Below are 16,771 nucleotides of genomic sequence, written 5' to 3'. Positions count from 1 at the left end.
ACGGTTTTCATTCTCGTTGCTCGAGGTGGTGCGGGCACGGTGCGCGTTCACGGACGAATTCGGATAATCGTCTTCCCGTTGATCCGCTTGGTCGCGTTGAAAGCGGCGACGGCATCGTCAAGAGGCACGATGTTGCCGATGTTCGTCCGCAGTCGTCCGTTCCGCACCCGCTGAACAATCTCACTTAGCTGGGCACGATCGGCCTCGACCACGAAGTCGACCGTGAGGACGTCGGCGGGCCGTGCCTCGACCGGCCCGACGATGGACACCAGCCTACCTCCAGCGCGAACCAGGCGCGCAGATCGCTTGCCGATGTCGCCGCCGATGACATCGAACACGAGATCGACTCCACCGACGTCTTCGAGGGCATCGGTCTCAAGGTCGACGAACTCGTTCGCGCCGAAGTCGAGCGCCCTCTGACGATCGGTCGCGCGCCCGGTGCCGATGACGTAGGCGCCGGCCTCTCGCGCGAGTTGCGTTACCATCGATCCGACTGCGCCGGACGCACCGTGCACGACGGCGCTCTGCCCCGCTTGAAGGCGTCCGTGCTCGAACAGCCCCTGCCAAGCAGTCAGACCCGAAATCGGCAGGCTCGCGCCCACCGCGAAGTCGACGTCGCCCGGCAGCGGCGCGAGGTTGCGCGCCTCGATCGCCACATACTCGGCCAGTGTGCCGTCGCGGTGCCAGTCCGCGAGCCCGAACACCCGTTGCCCTACCGACAAGCCCGTCGTGCCGTACCCTAGGGCTGTCACTACCCCGGCCAGCTCGTGGCCAGGGATCGACGGTGTCCGGTCACGATCGAGGCGATCGGTCCAGGTCGAGGGCCACGCCAGCTCGGTCGGAACAAATCCTGACGCATGCACCTGAACGACGACGTCGTTGATGGCAGCCTGCGGCTCGCGCCGCTCAACGAGCGTCATGCCAGCGGCTCCAGCGGTTTGATCCGCTACGACGATTGCCTTCATCGCTCATCTCCTCGTGTGTGTGGGATGTCTTTCCTTGCAGACGAGCAAAAAATACGACCGCGAAATTCGATGGTCCAATGACCTGTGGCTATGGAATCGATGCCATCGACGTGGCTTGGCTCAGATCAAGAATCGGCCGAATTGCCCTCAACAAGCCGCTGCCCGGTGATGCGGTCGTGCTGGCCGAAGAAAGGACGACGGAGAATGGGCGCCGGCGATAGTGGATACGGGGATACGGTTGGGACTAAGCGTCGTGACGGATCAAACGTTGCGCGAGATCTTCTTCGACGCGGGGAGGTCGGGCGCTTCCGCCGACGACAGGGCCTGTTTCGACGCGATGGGCTGGCTTGTTCATTGAGCCGGAGATCGGTGGCGTGAGAGACACTCAATCCGGAGTAATATTCGGGATCGAGAGTTCAGTCAGATCATTTTCGTAACTGGCCCGAGGGCTTTCGTTGCGGCTGGACGCAGTAACGCCCAGGCGCGTACTAATGTCCGCACTGGCGCCGAGAACTTTACCTACGGGACAGAGGTTCGCGGCTTCCAGCAAGAAAGCGCGTTGTTGCGGGTCGAGTTCGCCATCCAGCACCAGGGTGCGCTGGAACGAGTCCTTCTTGCCTTGCGCACCATGGTGGAAGCTGACGCTCACCTCCACCCGCTCCAGTGGCAGCTTCTGGCGCCGAGCTTGAAAACGAACGCTCATAGCGGTGCACGCCGCGAGAGATGCGCTAAGAAGGTCGTACGGAGTGGGACCAGAAGAGACGTGACCGACGCCGTCTGGGCCGCCGACGAGAAACCGGGAGTCGCCGACCTGGCACACCAGCGCACCATGGTTGGTGAGGTCACTTGCGACGACGACTTCGCGAATCTTGGTCATAATTGTGGCCTGATCGTTTGAATGACTGATCCGCCGGCTTCGACGAATGCTTGCGGCAGCACAAAATAGATCCCAAAGCATTCGAGACCTTGGTGGCCGCGTCCAACCGGCGCTTTCAGCAGGTAGATCCAACGACCGTTCGGGTAAAGGTATCGTATCCATAGCCGCCAGGAATGCTCGGCGTGAAGTGCACGTCGAGTCTCCAGTGAGCAAATCCGTGAACAGCTCGGCGGGCATGATCGTGCGTCCATTCAGGTAACAATAGCCAGTCTGACCTTCGCGCCGGGTGAACGCCCCTTCGCCATCTGCTGCCGATCGACTTTCTGCATGATCCGCATGACCGTGCGCGTGACGTCCGTCTCTGCAGGATAAGGGTGCGGTGGCTTTGAGTGCCATCCGGCTTGCGGTACATCTTGCGTCACGCTCGCGCAGCGATCGGCCATAACGACCGTTTATCGACTCGATGGCGAGAGGTGATTTCCTCCGCTGGCATTGCGCGGTCATTCTCCAAGGCATCGTCGAATCTAAACCTGCAGTTCCGAGATCGACGCGCAAAACGCGACGAATGATCAAAACGGCAGAGGGTCGACATGCACAGCAACGACACGATCGAAATCGTCGCACCATGGTCAGGCTGACATTACGACCCGGCGCAACCTTTTGCGGCAGCGGAAGATGGCGGCGCGCCCGCCGTTGGCGGTGGCGCGGTGGGCGAAGAACTTTTGGCAAGCGTTCGACTCCAGTCTGATGACGATGCGATTGGAGTTCGATTTTGGGTCTCGGCGAGGTTCGGCGATCTGTCGGCGCGTCATTGAAATCAAGTAGTCCACGATCGTCGTTGGAAATAACGGTGCCAATGGTCGTGCCGGTATCGAGAGAGATGCCGCTGGTGACAGCGCAAGTTGAGTACTTCGATTGCAACAGCCTAGGTCTTTGGAGGGACGGAAGTGAGTACGATTGATAGAACGGAGCATCGGGCTCCAGTGCTCTGGCTCAATCGCGGTTCGTTTCGTAGCCTTTCTCGATTCGGCTACGCACCTATCGGCCTGCTGTTGACGCTAGCGCTCGCTGGTTGCAACGAGAAGGCTCAATCGCAGGCTGCCGCGCCTCCGCCGCCGGTGACGGTTGCTCAACCGGTCAAGCGCACGGTCACCGACTGGGACGAATTCACCGGCCGATTCGAGGCGGTCGAGGAGGTTCAGGTTCGCGCCCGCGTCGGCGGCTTCGTCAACAGTTTCGAGTTCAAGGACGGTGCGATCGTCCACGCCGGAGATCTGCTCTACATCATCGACCCGCGGCCGTTCGAGGCGGTGGTGCTGCAGGCCGAGGGCCAGCTCGCCGATGCGCGCGCCAAGGGCGAGCTTGCCAAGCGCGAACTCGACCGTGGGCTGACACTGGTGCAGACCAGCGCGGTCTCCGAGCAGGTCGTCGACCAGCGCCGTCAGGCCTTGCAGGCTGCTCTTGCAGCCGAGACACAAGCCGATGGTGGACTGAAGGCGGCCCAGCTCAACGTCGAGTTCACCCACGTGCTGGCGCCGATCACCGGTCGCGTCAGCCGGCATCTGGTGACCCCCGGCAACCTCGTGCAGGGCAGCGACGGCGGCGCGACGCTGCTGACCTCGATCGTGTCGCTCGATCCGATCTACATCTATTTCGACGTCGACGAGGCGACTTACCAGCGCAATAGCAAGCTGTGGTTCGAAGGCAGGCGACCGAGCTCGCGCGACACCGCGAACCCGGTGCAGGTGACGCTGACCGGCGAGACCAAGCCCTCGCATGAAGGCAAGATGGACTTCCTCGATAACCGCCTCGATGTCTCGACCGCGACGCTGCGCAGCCGCGCGGTGATTCCGAACAAGGATCTGTCGATCCTGCCCGGCCAGTTCGGCCGCGTCCGCCTGATCGGCTCCTCGCCCTATGAGGCGCTGCTGATCCCGGACACCGCTGTCGCCACCGACCAGTCGCGCAAGATCGTGTTCGTGGTCAAGGACGACAACACGGTGGAAGCCCGCGCGGTCACGCTCGGGCCGCTCGATGAGGGCCTGCGCGTGATCCGCGAGGGCCTCAAGCCGGAAGACCACGTGATCGTCGACGGCCTCCAGCGCGCCCGCGTCGGCGCCAAGGTGACGCCGAAAATGGCGCAGGCCCCGGCGGGTGACAAAGCCCCGGCGGGTGACAAAGCTCCGGCAGCAGCCACGCCGGCGGCAGGCGACAAACCCGCGGCAGGTGCCAAGCCATGAATCTCGGCAGGCTTTCCATCAACCAGCCCATCCTCGCGATGGTGCTGTCGATCGTTCTCCTGATCGTCGGCGCGATCGCCTACCAGACGCTGCCGGTCTCGGAATATCCGCAGGCGGTGCCGCCGACTGTCACCGTTACCACGCAGTATCCGGGCGCCTCGGCGCAGACCGTGTCCGACACCGTTGCGGCGCCGATCGAGCAGCAGATCAACGGCGTCGAGGACATGCTGTACATGTACAGCCAGGCGACCTCGAACGGTCAATTGACCATTACCGTCACTTTCAAGCTCGGCATCGACCTCGACAAAGCTCAGGTTCTGGTACAGAATCGCGTCGCGATCGCGCAGCCGCAACTGCCGGAAGAGGTGCAGCGCAACGGCGTCGTCACGCAGAAGAACTCACCTGACATCCTGATGGCCGTGTTCGTGCTATCGCCCGACGACACGTTCGACCAGCTCTACATCTCCAACTATGCGCTGCTGCAGGTGCGCGACCAGCTCCTGCGACTCGACGGAGTTGGCGACATCCAGATGTTCGGCGCGCGCGACTACTCGATGCGGCTGTGGCTCGACCCTGACAAGATCGCCAATCTCGGCATGACGTCAAGTGATGTCGTCGCCGCAGTCAGAGCCCAGAACCTGCAGATCACCGGCGGTCAAATGGCGGAGCCGCCGATCGCCGATCGCGCCTTCCAGCCCAATCTCGTGTTCACCGGCCGGCTCAAGGATATCAGGCAGTTCGAGGACATCGTGGTGAAGGCCGGCTCCGACGGGCGGACCGTGCGGTTGCGCGACGTCACCCGGGTCGAACTCGGTGCACTTTCCTACGCCACGAGTAGCCGCATCCTGCGAAAGTCGGCGGTCGCGATGGTAGTGACGCAACGGCCCGGATCGAACGCGCTCGCGACGGCCAAGGCAATCTCGACCACCATGGCGAAACTGAAGGAGAGCTTTCCCAAGGGCCTCGACTACAATATTGGGTACAACCCCACCGAATTCATCACCCAATCGGTCCACGAGCTGATCAAGACGGTCTACGAGGCAATGGCACTCGTCGTCATCGTTGTGTTGGTGTTTTTGCAGGGATGGCGACCTGCGATCATTCCGATCATAGCGATTCCGGTATCGCTGGTTGGAACCTTCGCAGTGATGGCAGCGCTCGGGTTCTCGGTCAACAATCTGACGCTGTTCGGTCTGGTGCTGGCGGTCGGCATCGTAGTCGACGACGCGATCGTGGTAGTCGAGAATGTCGAGCGACATCTTCAGAAAGGTATGAGCCGACGCGAGGCTGCGCTCAAGACCATGGAGGAGGTTGGCGGCGCGCTTGTCTCGATCGCGCTCGTGCTGTGCGCGGTGTTCGTGCCAACAGCATTCCTTGGTGGCATTTCCGGGCAGTTCTTTCAGCAATTTGCTGTGACAATCGCAGTCGCAACCGCAATCTCCTGCTTCTGCTCCTTGACTCTGTCACCCGCCCTGGCCTCGCAGATCCTGGTCCCGCACGAGGAGAAGCGACCGCCGGCGCGCTGGAACGTGATCGCGCGCGGCTGGTCGGTCTTCACAGGAGTCTTCAACCGTGTGTTCGACCGGCTATCGAGTGGCTATGCGGCGACGGCATCCCTTGTGATACGGCATTCGGCGCCGATGTTGTTGCTCTATATCGCGTTGATCGGGAGCGCCGGCTGGCTGTTGGCCACCACTGCTCAGGGCTTTATCCCCGCGCAGGATCGCGGTTACCTCATCATCTCAGTGCAGTTGCCGGGCGCTGCGTCGCTCGCGCGCACCGCTGAGGTGGTCCGCGAAATCGAGCGGATTGCACTGGATACCCCAGGTATCGTCCGTGTTGGAGCGTTCAGCGGCTTCTCTGGCGCAACACGCACGCAAGCCGGAAACGCCGCGGCGTTGTTCCCGGTGTTCGACGAGCCGGAGGCACGACAAAAGAAGGGATTGTCGGCCAGCGCGATCACGGCTGACCTGCGCAAACGGCTGTCGGTGATCCAGGGCGCCTTTATTATCGTCATTCCGCCGCCTGCTGTGCCCGGCATCGGCACCGGTGGCGGCTTCGCCATCCGTATCCAGGATCGACAGGGACGCGGTCCCGAATTGCTCGCGGCCGCGACCGACGAACTCGTCGCCGCCGCACGGAAGTCGCCGAATCTGACCTCTGTGTTCTCGCCCTATACAGCCAACACGCCGCAGCTGTTTGTCGATATCGATCGCGTTAAGGCGCAAAAGCTCGGCATCCCCATTGGCAGCATCACAGACACGATCGAGACCTATTTCGGCTCGACCTATGTCAACGACTTCAACCTGTTTGGGCGCACCTATCATGTGACCGCGCAAGCGGACCTTCCGTTCCGCAAGGAGACCACTGATCTTGCGCGGCTGCGGACCCGTAACGCCAATGGCGACATGGTGATGCTCGGCAGCGTGGTAGACTTCAAGGATGTTTCGGGACCTGATCGTGTCGCGCGCTACAATCTCTACACCGCGTCTGAACTCCAGGGCGAGCCGGCTCCGGGTGTAAGTTCTGCGACCGCCCTCAACACCATCAAGCTGCTGGCCGACAAGACGTTGCCAAGCGGGTTTTCATTCGAGTGGACCGATCTGTCGTATCAGCAAGCGACAGGCGGCAGTGCTGGCCTCTACGTGTTCCCAATCTGCGTGCTGTTCGTCTATCTGGTGCTGGCCGCGCAATATGGCAGCTGGACATTGCCCTTTGCGGTAATCCTGATCGTGCCGATGTGCCTGTTCGCGGCCACCATCGGCGTGCGCATCATGGGGCAAGACGTCAACATCCTGACCCAGATCGGCTTCGTGGTGCTGGTGGGGCTGGCGGCCAAGAAATGCCATCCTGATCGTCGAGTTTGCCCGGGACATCGAGCTCGAGGGCCGGCCTCGGCTGGAGGCTGTGATCGAGGCCTGCCGCCTGCGGCTGCGGCCGATCCTGATGACGTCATTCGCCTTCATCTTCGGCGTGCTGCCGCTGGTGGTGTCGACCGGCTCAGGCTCGGAGATGCGCCAGGCGGTCGGCGTTGCGGTATTCTTCGGGATGCTCGGCGTCACCCTGTTCGGTCTGTTGTTCACGCCGATCTTCTACATGGTGGTGCGCAACCTCGCCGAAGGAAAGAATGAGGGCAGGCCGGCCGCCCGGACGACAGCGGCGGCCGAATGAGCCGCTGCTGCCCCCGCGAATAAAGTCGGCAAGTGGCTCAAAATCGCTAAACTGCTGCTGAAGGAGAAGGTTCCGCGTCCGCGCGACCAAGGGATGACTGACATTTCTCGACCGGCGGGGTACGTTCTCTCCAGGCCGGAGAGGTCTCGTGTGTGAAGCTCGACGCCGGAGTCTCGCAGGTGGTGCAGCAGCCGCTTAACGTCGTGTGCTCGGACAATGACTCTCAGCCGGTTTGGGAGGACGGCGAACGAGTGTTCAGCCGCGGCTGGCGACTGGACGACGATGGCAACCAGATCGCGGTGATGCTCGTCGCCGTTGCTGCCGACCACCCGTCTGGGCCGGCGCTCGATCGCCTCACGCACGAATATGAGCTGAAGGATGAACTCGATGGGGCATGGGCCGCGCGGCCGCTAGCCCTCATGCGCGACGCCGGCCGGACCGTGCTGGTGCTAGATGATCGGGGCGGTCAGCCGCTCGACCATTTGCTCGATGGGCCTATGGAGATAGGGTCGTGCTTGGCTCTGGGTATCGCGGTTACTTCGGCTCTGGGCAAGCTTCATCAGCACGGGCTCATCCATAAAGACATTAAGCCAGCCAATGTTGTGGTGAACTGCGTGGATGGACACGTGCGGCTCACCGGGTTTGGCATCGCGTCGCGCTTGTCTCGCGAGCGGAAGGCACCCGAGCCGCCCGAGACCTTGGCCGGTACGCTCGCATACATGGCACCAGAACAGACCGGGCGGATGAATCGCTCGATCGACGCCCGCAGCGACCTCTACTCCCTCGGGGTCACGCTTTACCAGATGCTCACGGGCGCGCTGCCGTTCACAGCGACCGATCCAATGGAATGGGTGCACTGCCATATAGCAAGGCGACCGATGCCGCCAGGGGAACGGCTTGTGAGTGCTCCGGCTCCGGTCTCGGCGATCATTATGAAATTGCTCGCCAAGACACCTGAGGATCGCTATCAGACCGCCGTCGGTGTCGAGCGCGATCTGCGACGCTGCCTGGCGGAATGGGAAGCCCGCCGCCGCATCGATGAATTTCCGCTCGGCCTGCAGGACGTGTCGAGCCAGCTCCTGAATCCCGGTAAGCTGTACGGGCGAGATCGTGAGATCGCGATGTTGCTTTCCTGCTTCGATCGCATCACGAAAACTGGTGTTCCGGAATTGGTCCTGGTTTCGGGATATTCCGGCATCGGAAAATCTTCCGTCATCGACGAACTACACAGAGTACTCGTGCAGTCGCGCGGCTTGTTCGCGTCTGGTAAGTTCGACCAGTACAAGCGCGATATCCCTTACGCGACACTGGTTCAGGCGTTTCAAAGCCTCATCCGGCCCCTCCTCAGCAAAAGCGACATGGAGTTAGCGAGCTGGCGTCACGCGCTCTTAAAGGCGCTGGGATCGAACGGGCGGCTCTTAATCGACCTCATACCCGAGCTCAAGCTAATCATCGGGGATCAGCCGCGGGTCCCTGAGTTGCCGCCACAGCAGGCGCAAAGCCGATTTCAACTGGTATTCCGTCGCTTCATAAGCGTATTTGCCCGCACGAATCAGCCACTTGTGCTCTTCCTCGACGACCTGCAGTGGCTCGACGCGGCGACGCTTGATCTGCTGGAAGATCTTTTGCGGTCAGATATCCAGCATCTGATGTTGATCGGCGCCTATCGCGACAACGAGGTCGCTGCCGCCCATCCGCTCATGAAAAAGCTCCACGCCATCAAGGCCGCCAACGGAAAAGTAGTTGAGATCGAGCTTTCGCGGCTCGACCAAGAGCATCTCGGTCAACTGGTCGCCGACGCCCTTCGCTGTCAGCCAGAGCGCGCCGCGCCGCTTGCGAAACTGTTGCATGTCAAGACGGACGGCAATCCGTTTTTCGCCATTCAGTTCCTGTCGTCGCTGGCCGAAGAAGGTCTACTTGCATTCGATCGTGATGGCGCGCGTTGGTCCTGGGATATCGACCGTATTCACGCCAAGGGCTACACCGACAATGTCGTGGATCTTATGGTGGGAAAGCTCAGCCGGCTTCCCGTCGCGACGCAAGATGCGTTGCAGCATTTGGCTTGTCTTGGAAGCATTGTCGAGAGCACAGCACTTTCGCTTGTTCTCGGGATGTCGGAGGCGCAGCTCGATACGGTTATGTGGCCGGCTCGTCTTCAGGAGATGGTCGAGCAAGCGGAAGGTGGCTACCGATTCGCCCACGATCGCGTTCAAGAGGCCGCCTATGCACTGATCCCGGATCAGCTACGTGGCGAGATGCATCTTCGAATAGGAAGGCTGCTCGCGGCGAGGACTCCTCCGGAGAAGCGGGACGAAGCGATCTTTGAAATCGTTAACCAGCTCAACCGAGCTCTTCATTTGATCAAATCGATCGAAGAGCGCGAGCAGGCCGCGGAATTGAACCTGGCGGCAGGCCGGCGCGCGAACGCATCAACGGCTTACGTCTCGGCGCTCAGTTACTTTATTGCAGGTCGAAGCCTATTGGCAGAGGATTGCTGGGAACGCCGTAGGGAGCTTATCTTCGCACTCGACTTTCGTCGCGCCGAATGCGAGCTACTGACGGGCGCGCTTTCGGACGCAGAAAGCCACTTCGCAGCATTGTCTGCTCGCGTCACGAGTGCGGGCGATCGAGCGGTGGTGGCGCGCCTGGGTGTCGACGTTTACATCAGGCTTAATCGACCCGGCCGCGCGGTCGCGGTCGGTCTTGATTACCTAAGTTATCTAGGGATCAGTTGGTCGCCGCATCCGACGGATGAGGAAGCGCACCAAGCGTACCAGCGTGTCTGGTCGGAACTCAACCGGCGCACGAGCGAGGAGCTGAAGGCGCTTCCCATCATGACCGACTCGGCGTCTCTCGTCGTGCTGGATGTTTTGAATCGGCTTTCTTCGCCGGCGCAATACACCGACTTCAATCTCTACACGCTCGTGGTCTGCCAAATGCTCCGTCTTACCTTGGATAGTGGCAACAGCGATGCGTCTGCGGTCGCCTATGCCCGGCTTGGAATGATCGTCGGGCTACGGTTCAGTGACTATGAGGGCGCATATCGCGTCGGGCGGCTCGCCTATGAACTCGTCGAGGAGCGAGCACTGTGGCGTTTCCAAGCGGGCGTCTATCTGAATTTCGGAAATATGGTCATGCCGTGGAGGAAGCATATCCGGGCGTGCTGCGAACTTATGGATCGTGCATTCGATGCGGCGCGGAAAACCGGCGACCTCGTGTATGCGCGCATCTGCTCCCATCTAAGGGTGCTCAATCTTCTTACAGTCGGCGACGCGCTCGTCGACATCGAACGAGAAGCTGAGAGGGCAAGGTTTCGGCAAGTACAGCTTGGCACGGACGTCGAATTCATCAGTGTGGCGGTCGCATTAGTGCGGATGCTGCGCGGCAAGACGATAAGATTCGGCTCTTTGGATCACGATCAGTTTGATGAGCAACGGTTCGAACGCGATTTCGTGGGCGCCTCGAAAGGGACGGCCGGCCAATGCTTGTACTGGATTTGCAAGTTGCAGGCTCGCTTTATGGCTGGTGACTACCCGGCAGCGATTGATGCCGCATCGAGGGCGCGACCCCTTTTGAGCCTCTCTCTCACTATCATGGAGGCCGCCGATTATCACTTCTACAGCGCCTTGTCATACGCGGCGTTCTACGACTTGGCGCCTGCAGACCGGCGGGTGTCAATCTTGGAGGCGCTGGCTCTTCATCACCGCCAGCTCGCCAGCTGGGCCGCGGCATGTCCGGAAAACTTCGCGGACCGCGCGGCGTTGGTTGATGCGGAGATTGCCCGAATTGATGGCCGCGCATTCGCTGCAATGAACCTCTACGAACACGCGATACGTTCGGCGCAGGCGAGCGGCTTTGTCCACAACGAGGCGCTTGCCAACGAGTTGGCTGCACGCTTCTACACCAGCAGCGGCTTCGATCAAATCACGCACCTTTATCTGCGAAACGCTCGGGACTGTTACCTGCGCTGGGGCGCGAACGGCAAGGTGCGCCATCTCTACGCGATGTATCCGCGCGTCAGGATGGAAGGGCCCACACCTGCCCCGACAAAAACGATCGCAGCGTCTGCCGAACAACTCGACCTCGCGACGGTGATCAAGGCGTCACAAGCGATATCGAGCGAGATTGTTCTGGAGAAGCTGCTCGAAACGCTTATGCGGACAGCGCTCGAGCAGGCCGGCGCCGAACGGGGCTTGTTGATTGTTTTACGAGCGGACGTGCAGCGAATTGCCGCCGAGGCGACGACCGACGGCGATTTGGTGATCGTGCATCTGCGCGACGAGGAGGTGGCCGCGACTGAGCTGCCGGAGACGATGCTCCACCATGTCCTGCACACCCAAGAAAACGTGATTCTCGACGACGCATCATCCCTTAATCCATTTTCGTCCGATCCGTACCTGGTTGAAGGCCATCTTCGTTCTATTCTCTGTTTTCCATTGATCAATCAAGGAAACCTTACGGGCATTCTCTACTTGGAGAATAATCTGGCGCCCGGGGTGTTTACATCGGATCGCGTCGCTTTGTTGAAAGTGCTTGCGTCGCAGGCGGCGATCTCGCTCGATAATTCACGGCTTTATCGCGACATTGAAGACCGCGAACGCAAGATCCGGCGTTTGGTCGATGCGAACATCATTGGGATCATCATTGCCGACCGCGAAGGTAGGATTATTGAAGCAAACGACGCGTTTCTGCACATCTTAGGATATAGCCGTGAGGAGTTGGTCTCGGGCCGCGTACGCTGGACCGAGCTGTCCGCGCCCGAATGGCGTGAGCGCGACACATTGACTCTGGCGAAACTGAACTCAACCGGGATAGTGCCGCCCTACGAGAAGGAGTATATTAGGAAAGACGGCACTCGCGTTCCTGTGCTCGTTGGCGCCGCTTTAGTTAAAGAAGGTGGCGACGAGGGCCTCGCATTCGTGCTTGATTTGACCGAGCGCAAGCGCATCGAGGAAGCGCTCAGCCAAGCACAGAGACTGAGCCGCACCGGCAACTGGATCTACGACGCAACAACAAAGCGTTTCCTTTATTGGTCGGACGAGTGCTACAGGATCTGGGGGTTTGATCCACTGCAGGGCCTTCCAAGCCATGACGATGTGTGGCGACGCATCCACCCAGAGGACCGCGACAGGGTGTCAGGAGCGGTTCAGGAGGCCGTGCACCAGAGAAGAGGTTTGAGGGCCGAATTCAGACTCCTCTTACCTGATGGAATAGTAAAATTGATCGAAGGAACCTGCCATCTTGTGTTTTCCCCCCAGGGCGCACCGGTTGAGGCTATCGCCACAAGCGTCGATGTGACGGAACGAAGGCGTGCGCAGGACGAACGCGAAAAGCTGCGCCAGCTCGAACTGGATTTCGCTCATATGAATCGCGTGAGCGTGATGGGAGAATTGGCGGCCTCGTTGTCTCACGAAATTCTGCATCCGATCGCTACCGCACGTAACAACGCCCGTGCGGGGATGCGCTTTTTGGAGATGAAACCGCCAAATCTGGATGAGATCAAGGAAGCGCTCGCTTGCGTTGTCAGGGACGCGGATCGAGCAAAGGATATCATCGGACGGATGCGTGATCACATCAAGAAGGCGCCTCTGCGAAAGGAGCGGTTTGATCTCAATGCGGCTATCGACGAAGTAATTGTACTGGCGCAAAGCGTCGTTCACAGGAACGGCGTTTCAGTCCATACGCGGCTCGCGGATGAACTTCTTCCGGTTGTGGGGGATTGCGTTCAGCTGCAACAGGTCTTGCTGAACTTGATTTTGAACGCGGTCGAAGCAATGAGTTCGGTTGATGAAGGGCCACGACATCTGTTGATTAGCACCGAGCAGGATCAGGCAGGCGCCCTCGTTACCGTGCGTGATTCGGGGCCCGGGATTGACGCGCAGCATCTCGATCAAGTCTTCGACGCCTTTTACACCACGAAGTCCAGTGGAACAGGGATGGGCCTGGCGATTTGCCGCTCCATCATTCACGCCCACGAGGGCAAGTTGTGGGCGGAAGCAAACGAACCTCGCGGCGCCGTTTTTCAATTCACGTTGCCCACGAACACGGCTCATGAATGGTCTTCAGCTGGCGAAACCAGGCTGCAGAGCCGAACGTAGGCACCGGGCGAGATCTTCGTCGTCCAACGGCTTGCTGAGGTAGCAAACAACTCCATCCTTTAGCGCTTGATCCTTGGCGACCTTATCGGGGTAAGCAGTAATAAGGATCGTCGGGATCGCGTAACCCGCATCTACCAAGCGCCGGTGCAACTCGACACCGGTCATTCCGGACATATTAACGTCGGTGACCAGGCAAGTGGTTTCAGGCAAGACACGCGATGCCAAAAAATCGGCCGCCGACGGAAATGCCTCGACGGTGTAGCCCAGCAACGTTATGAGCTTTCGCATTGACTCACGATATGGCTGGTCGTCGTCGACGATTGATATCAGTGTTCGATTCACCATTGCGGGTTCCAAGCGCCTCCGCAGAGCGGCACGGCAAGACCTCGCGCAGCATGCGGCTTAATGTCATCGACTTTCCTCAATAACGCAATGTTACCGTTCCTAAGCGATGGCTTAGGTTCTCGGCCGTCCGCTTAGGCGACAAGCATTGTTTCTTGCGGTCGATTGGGCATAGAATGATGTTGGTAGTAGGAGAGCGCTTTGCCAACGCAGGATGCCGAGAGTGGGTGAAGCAAATCCCAGTGTCTTGGTAATCGACGATGATCCGGAGTTTCGCGACTCGGTCGCGCGGCTGTTGCGGACAGTCGGCTTGCCTGCCCGACAATTTTCGTCTGTTTCCGATTTTCTCAAGGCCGATCCGCCGGACGGTCCTACCTGCTTGGTGCTCGACGTGAGAATGCCGGGACGCAGCGGTCTTGAGCTTCAGCGCGACCTTGTCGCCGCAAACAGGCAAGTGCCGATCATCTTCATCACAGCACATGCCGACGTGCCGATGACCGTGCAAGCGATGAAGGGCGGTGCGATTGAGTTCCTTACAAAGCCATTCCGTGATCAGGATCTTCTTGATGCCGTCGAGGCAGGCCTAGCTCGCGATCGTGCCCGTCGAGAGAGTGAAAGCGCGGTGGCCGCGCTCAAGGAGCGTTTCGACACACTCAGCTCCCGAGAGCGTGAAGTCATGTTCGGCGTCGTGGCCGGCCGCCTCAACAAGCAAGTTGCCAACGATATCGGCATCTCCGAATCCACGGTGAAGGTGCATCGAGTGAATTTGATGCGGAAGATGAAGGCGCGTTCGCTTCCCGAACTCAGCCGAATGGCGGACCTTCTCAACGAAGGTCTCCATCACCCGCACAGCTCCTGAACCCAGAAGGTGTCTATTCCGCGCTTCGCGTGAGGGTGCATTTCTGCGGCCTCTTGCTGTGCCGACATCTCCAATTGGTGCGCTTATCCGGCTAGCGGTTCCGGGCGCGCGCCGTTTACGTCTTGCGTCTAAGCGAACGCTTAGCACAATTAGCAACAAGTGAACTTCACGGTACCTTCGCGGAATCGACCGTAATACCCCAAGCCGTCAAGATGGGATGCGACGGTGTCGGGTCATCGTAGCATCTCAAGACTCGCCGCGACTTGACGGAGAATCAACGATGGAGCTTCATCAGGTTCGCTATTTCCTCGCCGTCGCATCTACGCTCAACTTCACCCGCGCGGCCGAGCAATGCAATGTCGCGCAGCCCGCGCTGACCAAGGGGGTGCAGAAGCTCGAGCAGGAACTCGGCGGCCAGTTGATCTACCGCGAGCGTCGGCTGACGCAGCTCACTGACCTTGGAAAGGAAGTCCTTCCGATGCTGGAGCGCACACTCGCCTCGGCGGAGACGGTGCGCCGCAGGGCCCGGGATTTCCAACGCAAAGAGGTCGCGCCCTTGAAGATCGGCCTTGCTCCTTCGATCTCGGCGTCGCTCGTGCTCGACTCGATCGCCGAGACCACGAGGGGCGTCCCCGGACTTCACGTCGAGTTGCGTGAAGGAGCAGCAGAGAAGCTTGTCAACCTCTTGCTTAAGGGGGAGATCAGCGCGGCAATGGTCGGGGACGTGCGGGACATGCCTGACCGGATCGACGACTGGTCGCTGTTCGAGGAGCGCTATGTCGCGGTCCTCGCGCCGACACATCGGCTGGCAAACCGTCCCTCAATCGGCATCGAGGACCTCCGTGAGACCATCCTGCTGGAACGTGCCGACTGCGACGTGGCAGCAAAAATCCAGCAGGCCTATTTTCCTGAGACGCCGCTTCACCTCGGCCACCGCAGCGGCAACGACTTGCACCTGCAGCATATGGCCGCCGCTGGGTTCGGCGTAATGCTCGCGCCCGAGCACATGCCGCATCTTCCGGTGCTCAAGACTATCCCGCTCGAAGGCGACCTAGCTTCGCGCGAGGTGCGGCTACTGGCCGTGCAGGGGCGCCGCTACTCGCCGGCGCTTGACGCTTTCGTCAAGGTCACGCGCCTTCGCGACTGGTCATCCGTTGTGCGAACGACGTGAAATTGCAGTTCAGTGGGACGGCATGCAGCGCATACCTCGCTGTTGCCACTCAAAAAGCCAGCCCAACGCGCCGCGCATGAAGCAACGCAGCAGTTCGAGGGCTGACGTGCCGTGGAACGCGTCAGGTCAATAGAAGCGAGCCATTCCACCCGGGAAGGCGCAGTGGCAGCTCGCGAGCATCTCGTCCGACCCGATTGACGACATACTCCGGCAAGATCGGGCCGCTCTGGGCTATGGGCTCCGGGTTAAAGGAGCAAGGACGAGAATAGGGCGGCGACCCGGGAATGAGCGGATGACGTAGTCCTTGGGCTGCGATAGCGGGACACTGAAGCACCATTCTCGACTTGGTGGCCGACGCCACGCACACACAAACCTCGCCTCCCCGGCGCTGAGTGAGGCGGAATGGAAACGATAACGACCGGGCATTTCTAATGGTTCGCGTGCCTGCTTACTGTTCGTCCAACGGGGCTGACCTGTGACGGTTGAACGAAGTGCTACAGCGCAGGGCGGCGCAATCGTCCTGATCACCGTCGGGTGATGCACTCTCCGCACCGTAAGGACCCGCTCAACTAAACAAATCCAACAACTAGGAGACAGCGATGTCGCTTCGCTTCATCACCAAATCCATTCATGCTTACTTGATCGACTATCCGGTCGCTATCCTCTTGATCGCAGCGCCTTTCGTGCTGGATCTCGGTCAGAACAACCCGGTCGCAACGTGGCTTTCGGTCGTTGTCGGTGCGACCGCGCTGCTCTTGGCCGCCCTGACTGACCATCCCACCGGGCTCGTCCGCATCATTCCCTACTGGCTTCACCTTTGGGTCGATCGCGCCGTCGGCGTGTTGTTTATCATCGCCCCGTTTGCGTTCAAGTTCGTCGGGCTCGATGCGTGGTACTACTGGGTTCTCGCTGCCGCCGTTCTGCTCACGACGACAGTCTTGAATGCGCCTGAGGAACAGCTCGCTACGTGCTCGACATTGGGTAGGCGCGCGGCGGGTTAAAAGCGACAACAGTGCGTCACCTGCTCTGTCTCAGCGTACGCCATCGC

At 60.3% G+C, this 16,771-nt stretch carries 8 protein-coding genes and 1 pseudogene; 6 read left to right on the top strand and 3 right to left on the bottom strand.

Annotated features, from left to right (window positions below):
- Positions 1-47: 47 nt before the first annotated feature.
- A complete protein-coding gene (locus ACVMB1_RS29865; RefSeq protein ID WP_456849528.1) occupies positions 48-965 on the bottom strand; it encodes an NADP-dependent oxidoreductase in 918 nt (305 codons plus the stop codon).
- A gap of 385 nt (positions 966-1,350) precedes the next feature.
- Positions 1,351-1,842 (bottom strand): OsmC family protein, encoded by a 492-nt coding sequence (locus tag ACVMB1_RS29860; protein ID WP_456849526.1) that lies wholly within the window; start codon positions 1,840-1,842, stop codon positions 1,351-1,353.
- Between the two features lie 983 nt (positions 1,843-2,825).
- On the opposite strand from ACVMB1_RS29860, the gene ACVMB1_RS29855 reads away from it, so the two are divergent.
- The 3 genes and pseudogenes from ACVMB1_RS29855 to ACVMB1_RS29845 all read left to right on the top strand — a co-directional run bounded on the left by ACVMB1_RS29855 (position 2,826) and on the right by ACVMB1_RS29845 (position 13,351).
- Positions 2,826-4,082 carry an efflux RND transporter periplasmic adaptor subunit gene (locus ACVMB1_RS29855; protein ID WP_456849523.1) on the top strand — a complete coding sequence of 419 codons (1,257 nt, stop codon included), beginning with the start codon at positions 2,826-2,828 and terminating at the stop codon, positions 4,080-4,082.
- A pseudogene (locus ACVMB1_RS29850) lies at positions 4,079-7,253 on the top strand (efflux RND transporter permease subunit). The gene ACVMB1_RS29855 and the pseudogene ACVMB1_RS29850 overlap by 4 nt, the downstream one beginning before the upstream one ends.
- A 203-nt stretch (positions 7,254-7,456) precedes the next feature.
- The gene (locus ACVMB1_RS29845; protein ID WP_456849938.1) at positions 7,457-13,351 is read left to right on the top strand and encodes an AAA family ATPase; all 5,895 of its coding nucleotides are present in this window, start codon (positions 7,457-7,459) and stop codon (positions 13,349-13,351) included.
- On the opposite strand, the gene ACVMB1_RS29840 is transcribed toward ACVMB1_RS29845, so the two are convergent.
- The gene (locus ACVMB1_RS29840) at positions 13,316-13,696 is read right to left on the bottom strand and encodes a response regulator transcription factor (RefSeq protein WP_456849521.1); all 381 of its coding nucleotides are present in this window, start codon (positions 13,694-13,696) and stop codon (positions 13,316-13,318) included. The genes ACVMB1_RS29845 and ACVMB1_RS29840 overlap by 36 nt on opposite strands.
- 220 nt (positions 13,697-13,916) lie before the next feature.
- Here ACVMB1_RS29840 and ACVMB1_RS29835 point away from each other — a divergent pair, with 220 nt between their 5' ends.
- From ACVMB1_RS29835 to ACVMB1_RS29825, 3 genes are all read left to right on the top strand, one after another.
- Positions 13,917-14,552 carry a response regulator transcription factor gene (locus tag ACVMB1_RS29835; protein ID WP_456849518.1) on the top strand — a complete coding sequence of 212 codons (636 nt, stop codon included), beginning with the start codon at positions 13,917-13,919 and terminating at the stop codon, positions 14,550-14,552.
- Positions 14,553-14,832: 280 nt separating this feature from the next.
- The gene (locus ACVMB1_RS29830; RefSeq protein ID WP_456849516.1) at positions 14,833-15,723 is read left to right on the top strand and encodes a LysR family transcriptional regulator; all 891 of its coding nucleotides are present in this window, start codon (positions 14,833-14,835) and stop codon (positions 15,721-15,723) included.
- Between the two features lie 599 nt (positions 15,724-16,322).
- On the top strand, positions 16,323-16,724 hold the full coding sequence (locus ACVMB1_RS29825) for an SPW repeat domain-containing protein (protein WP_456849514.1): 402 nt from the start codon (positions 16,323-16,325) through the stop codon (positions 16,722-16,724).
- Positions 16,725-16,771 lie beyond the last annotated feature (47 nt).

Source organism: Bradyrhizobium sp. USDA 4504 (assembly GCF_054063995.1).
Note: the sequence above shows the minus strand (reverse complement) of the source record. Positions and strands in the feature narration are given on the sequence as shown.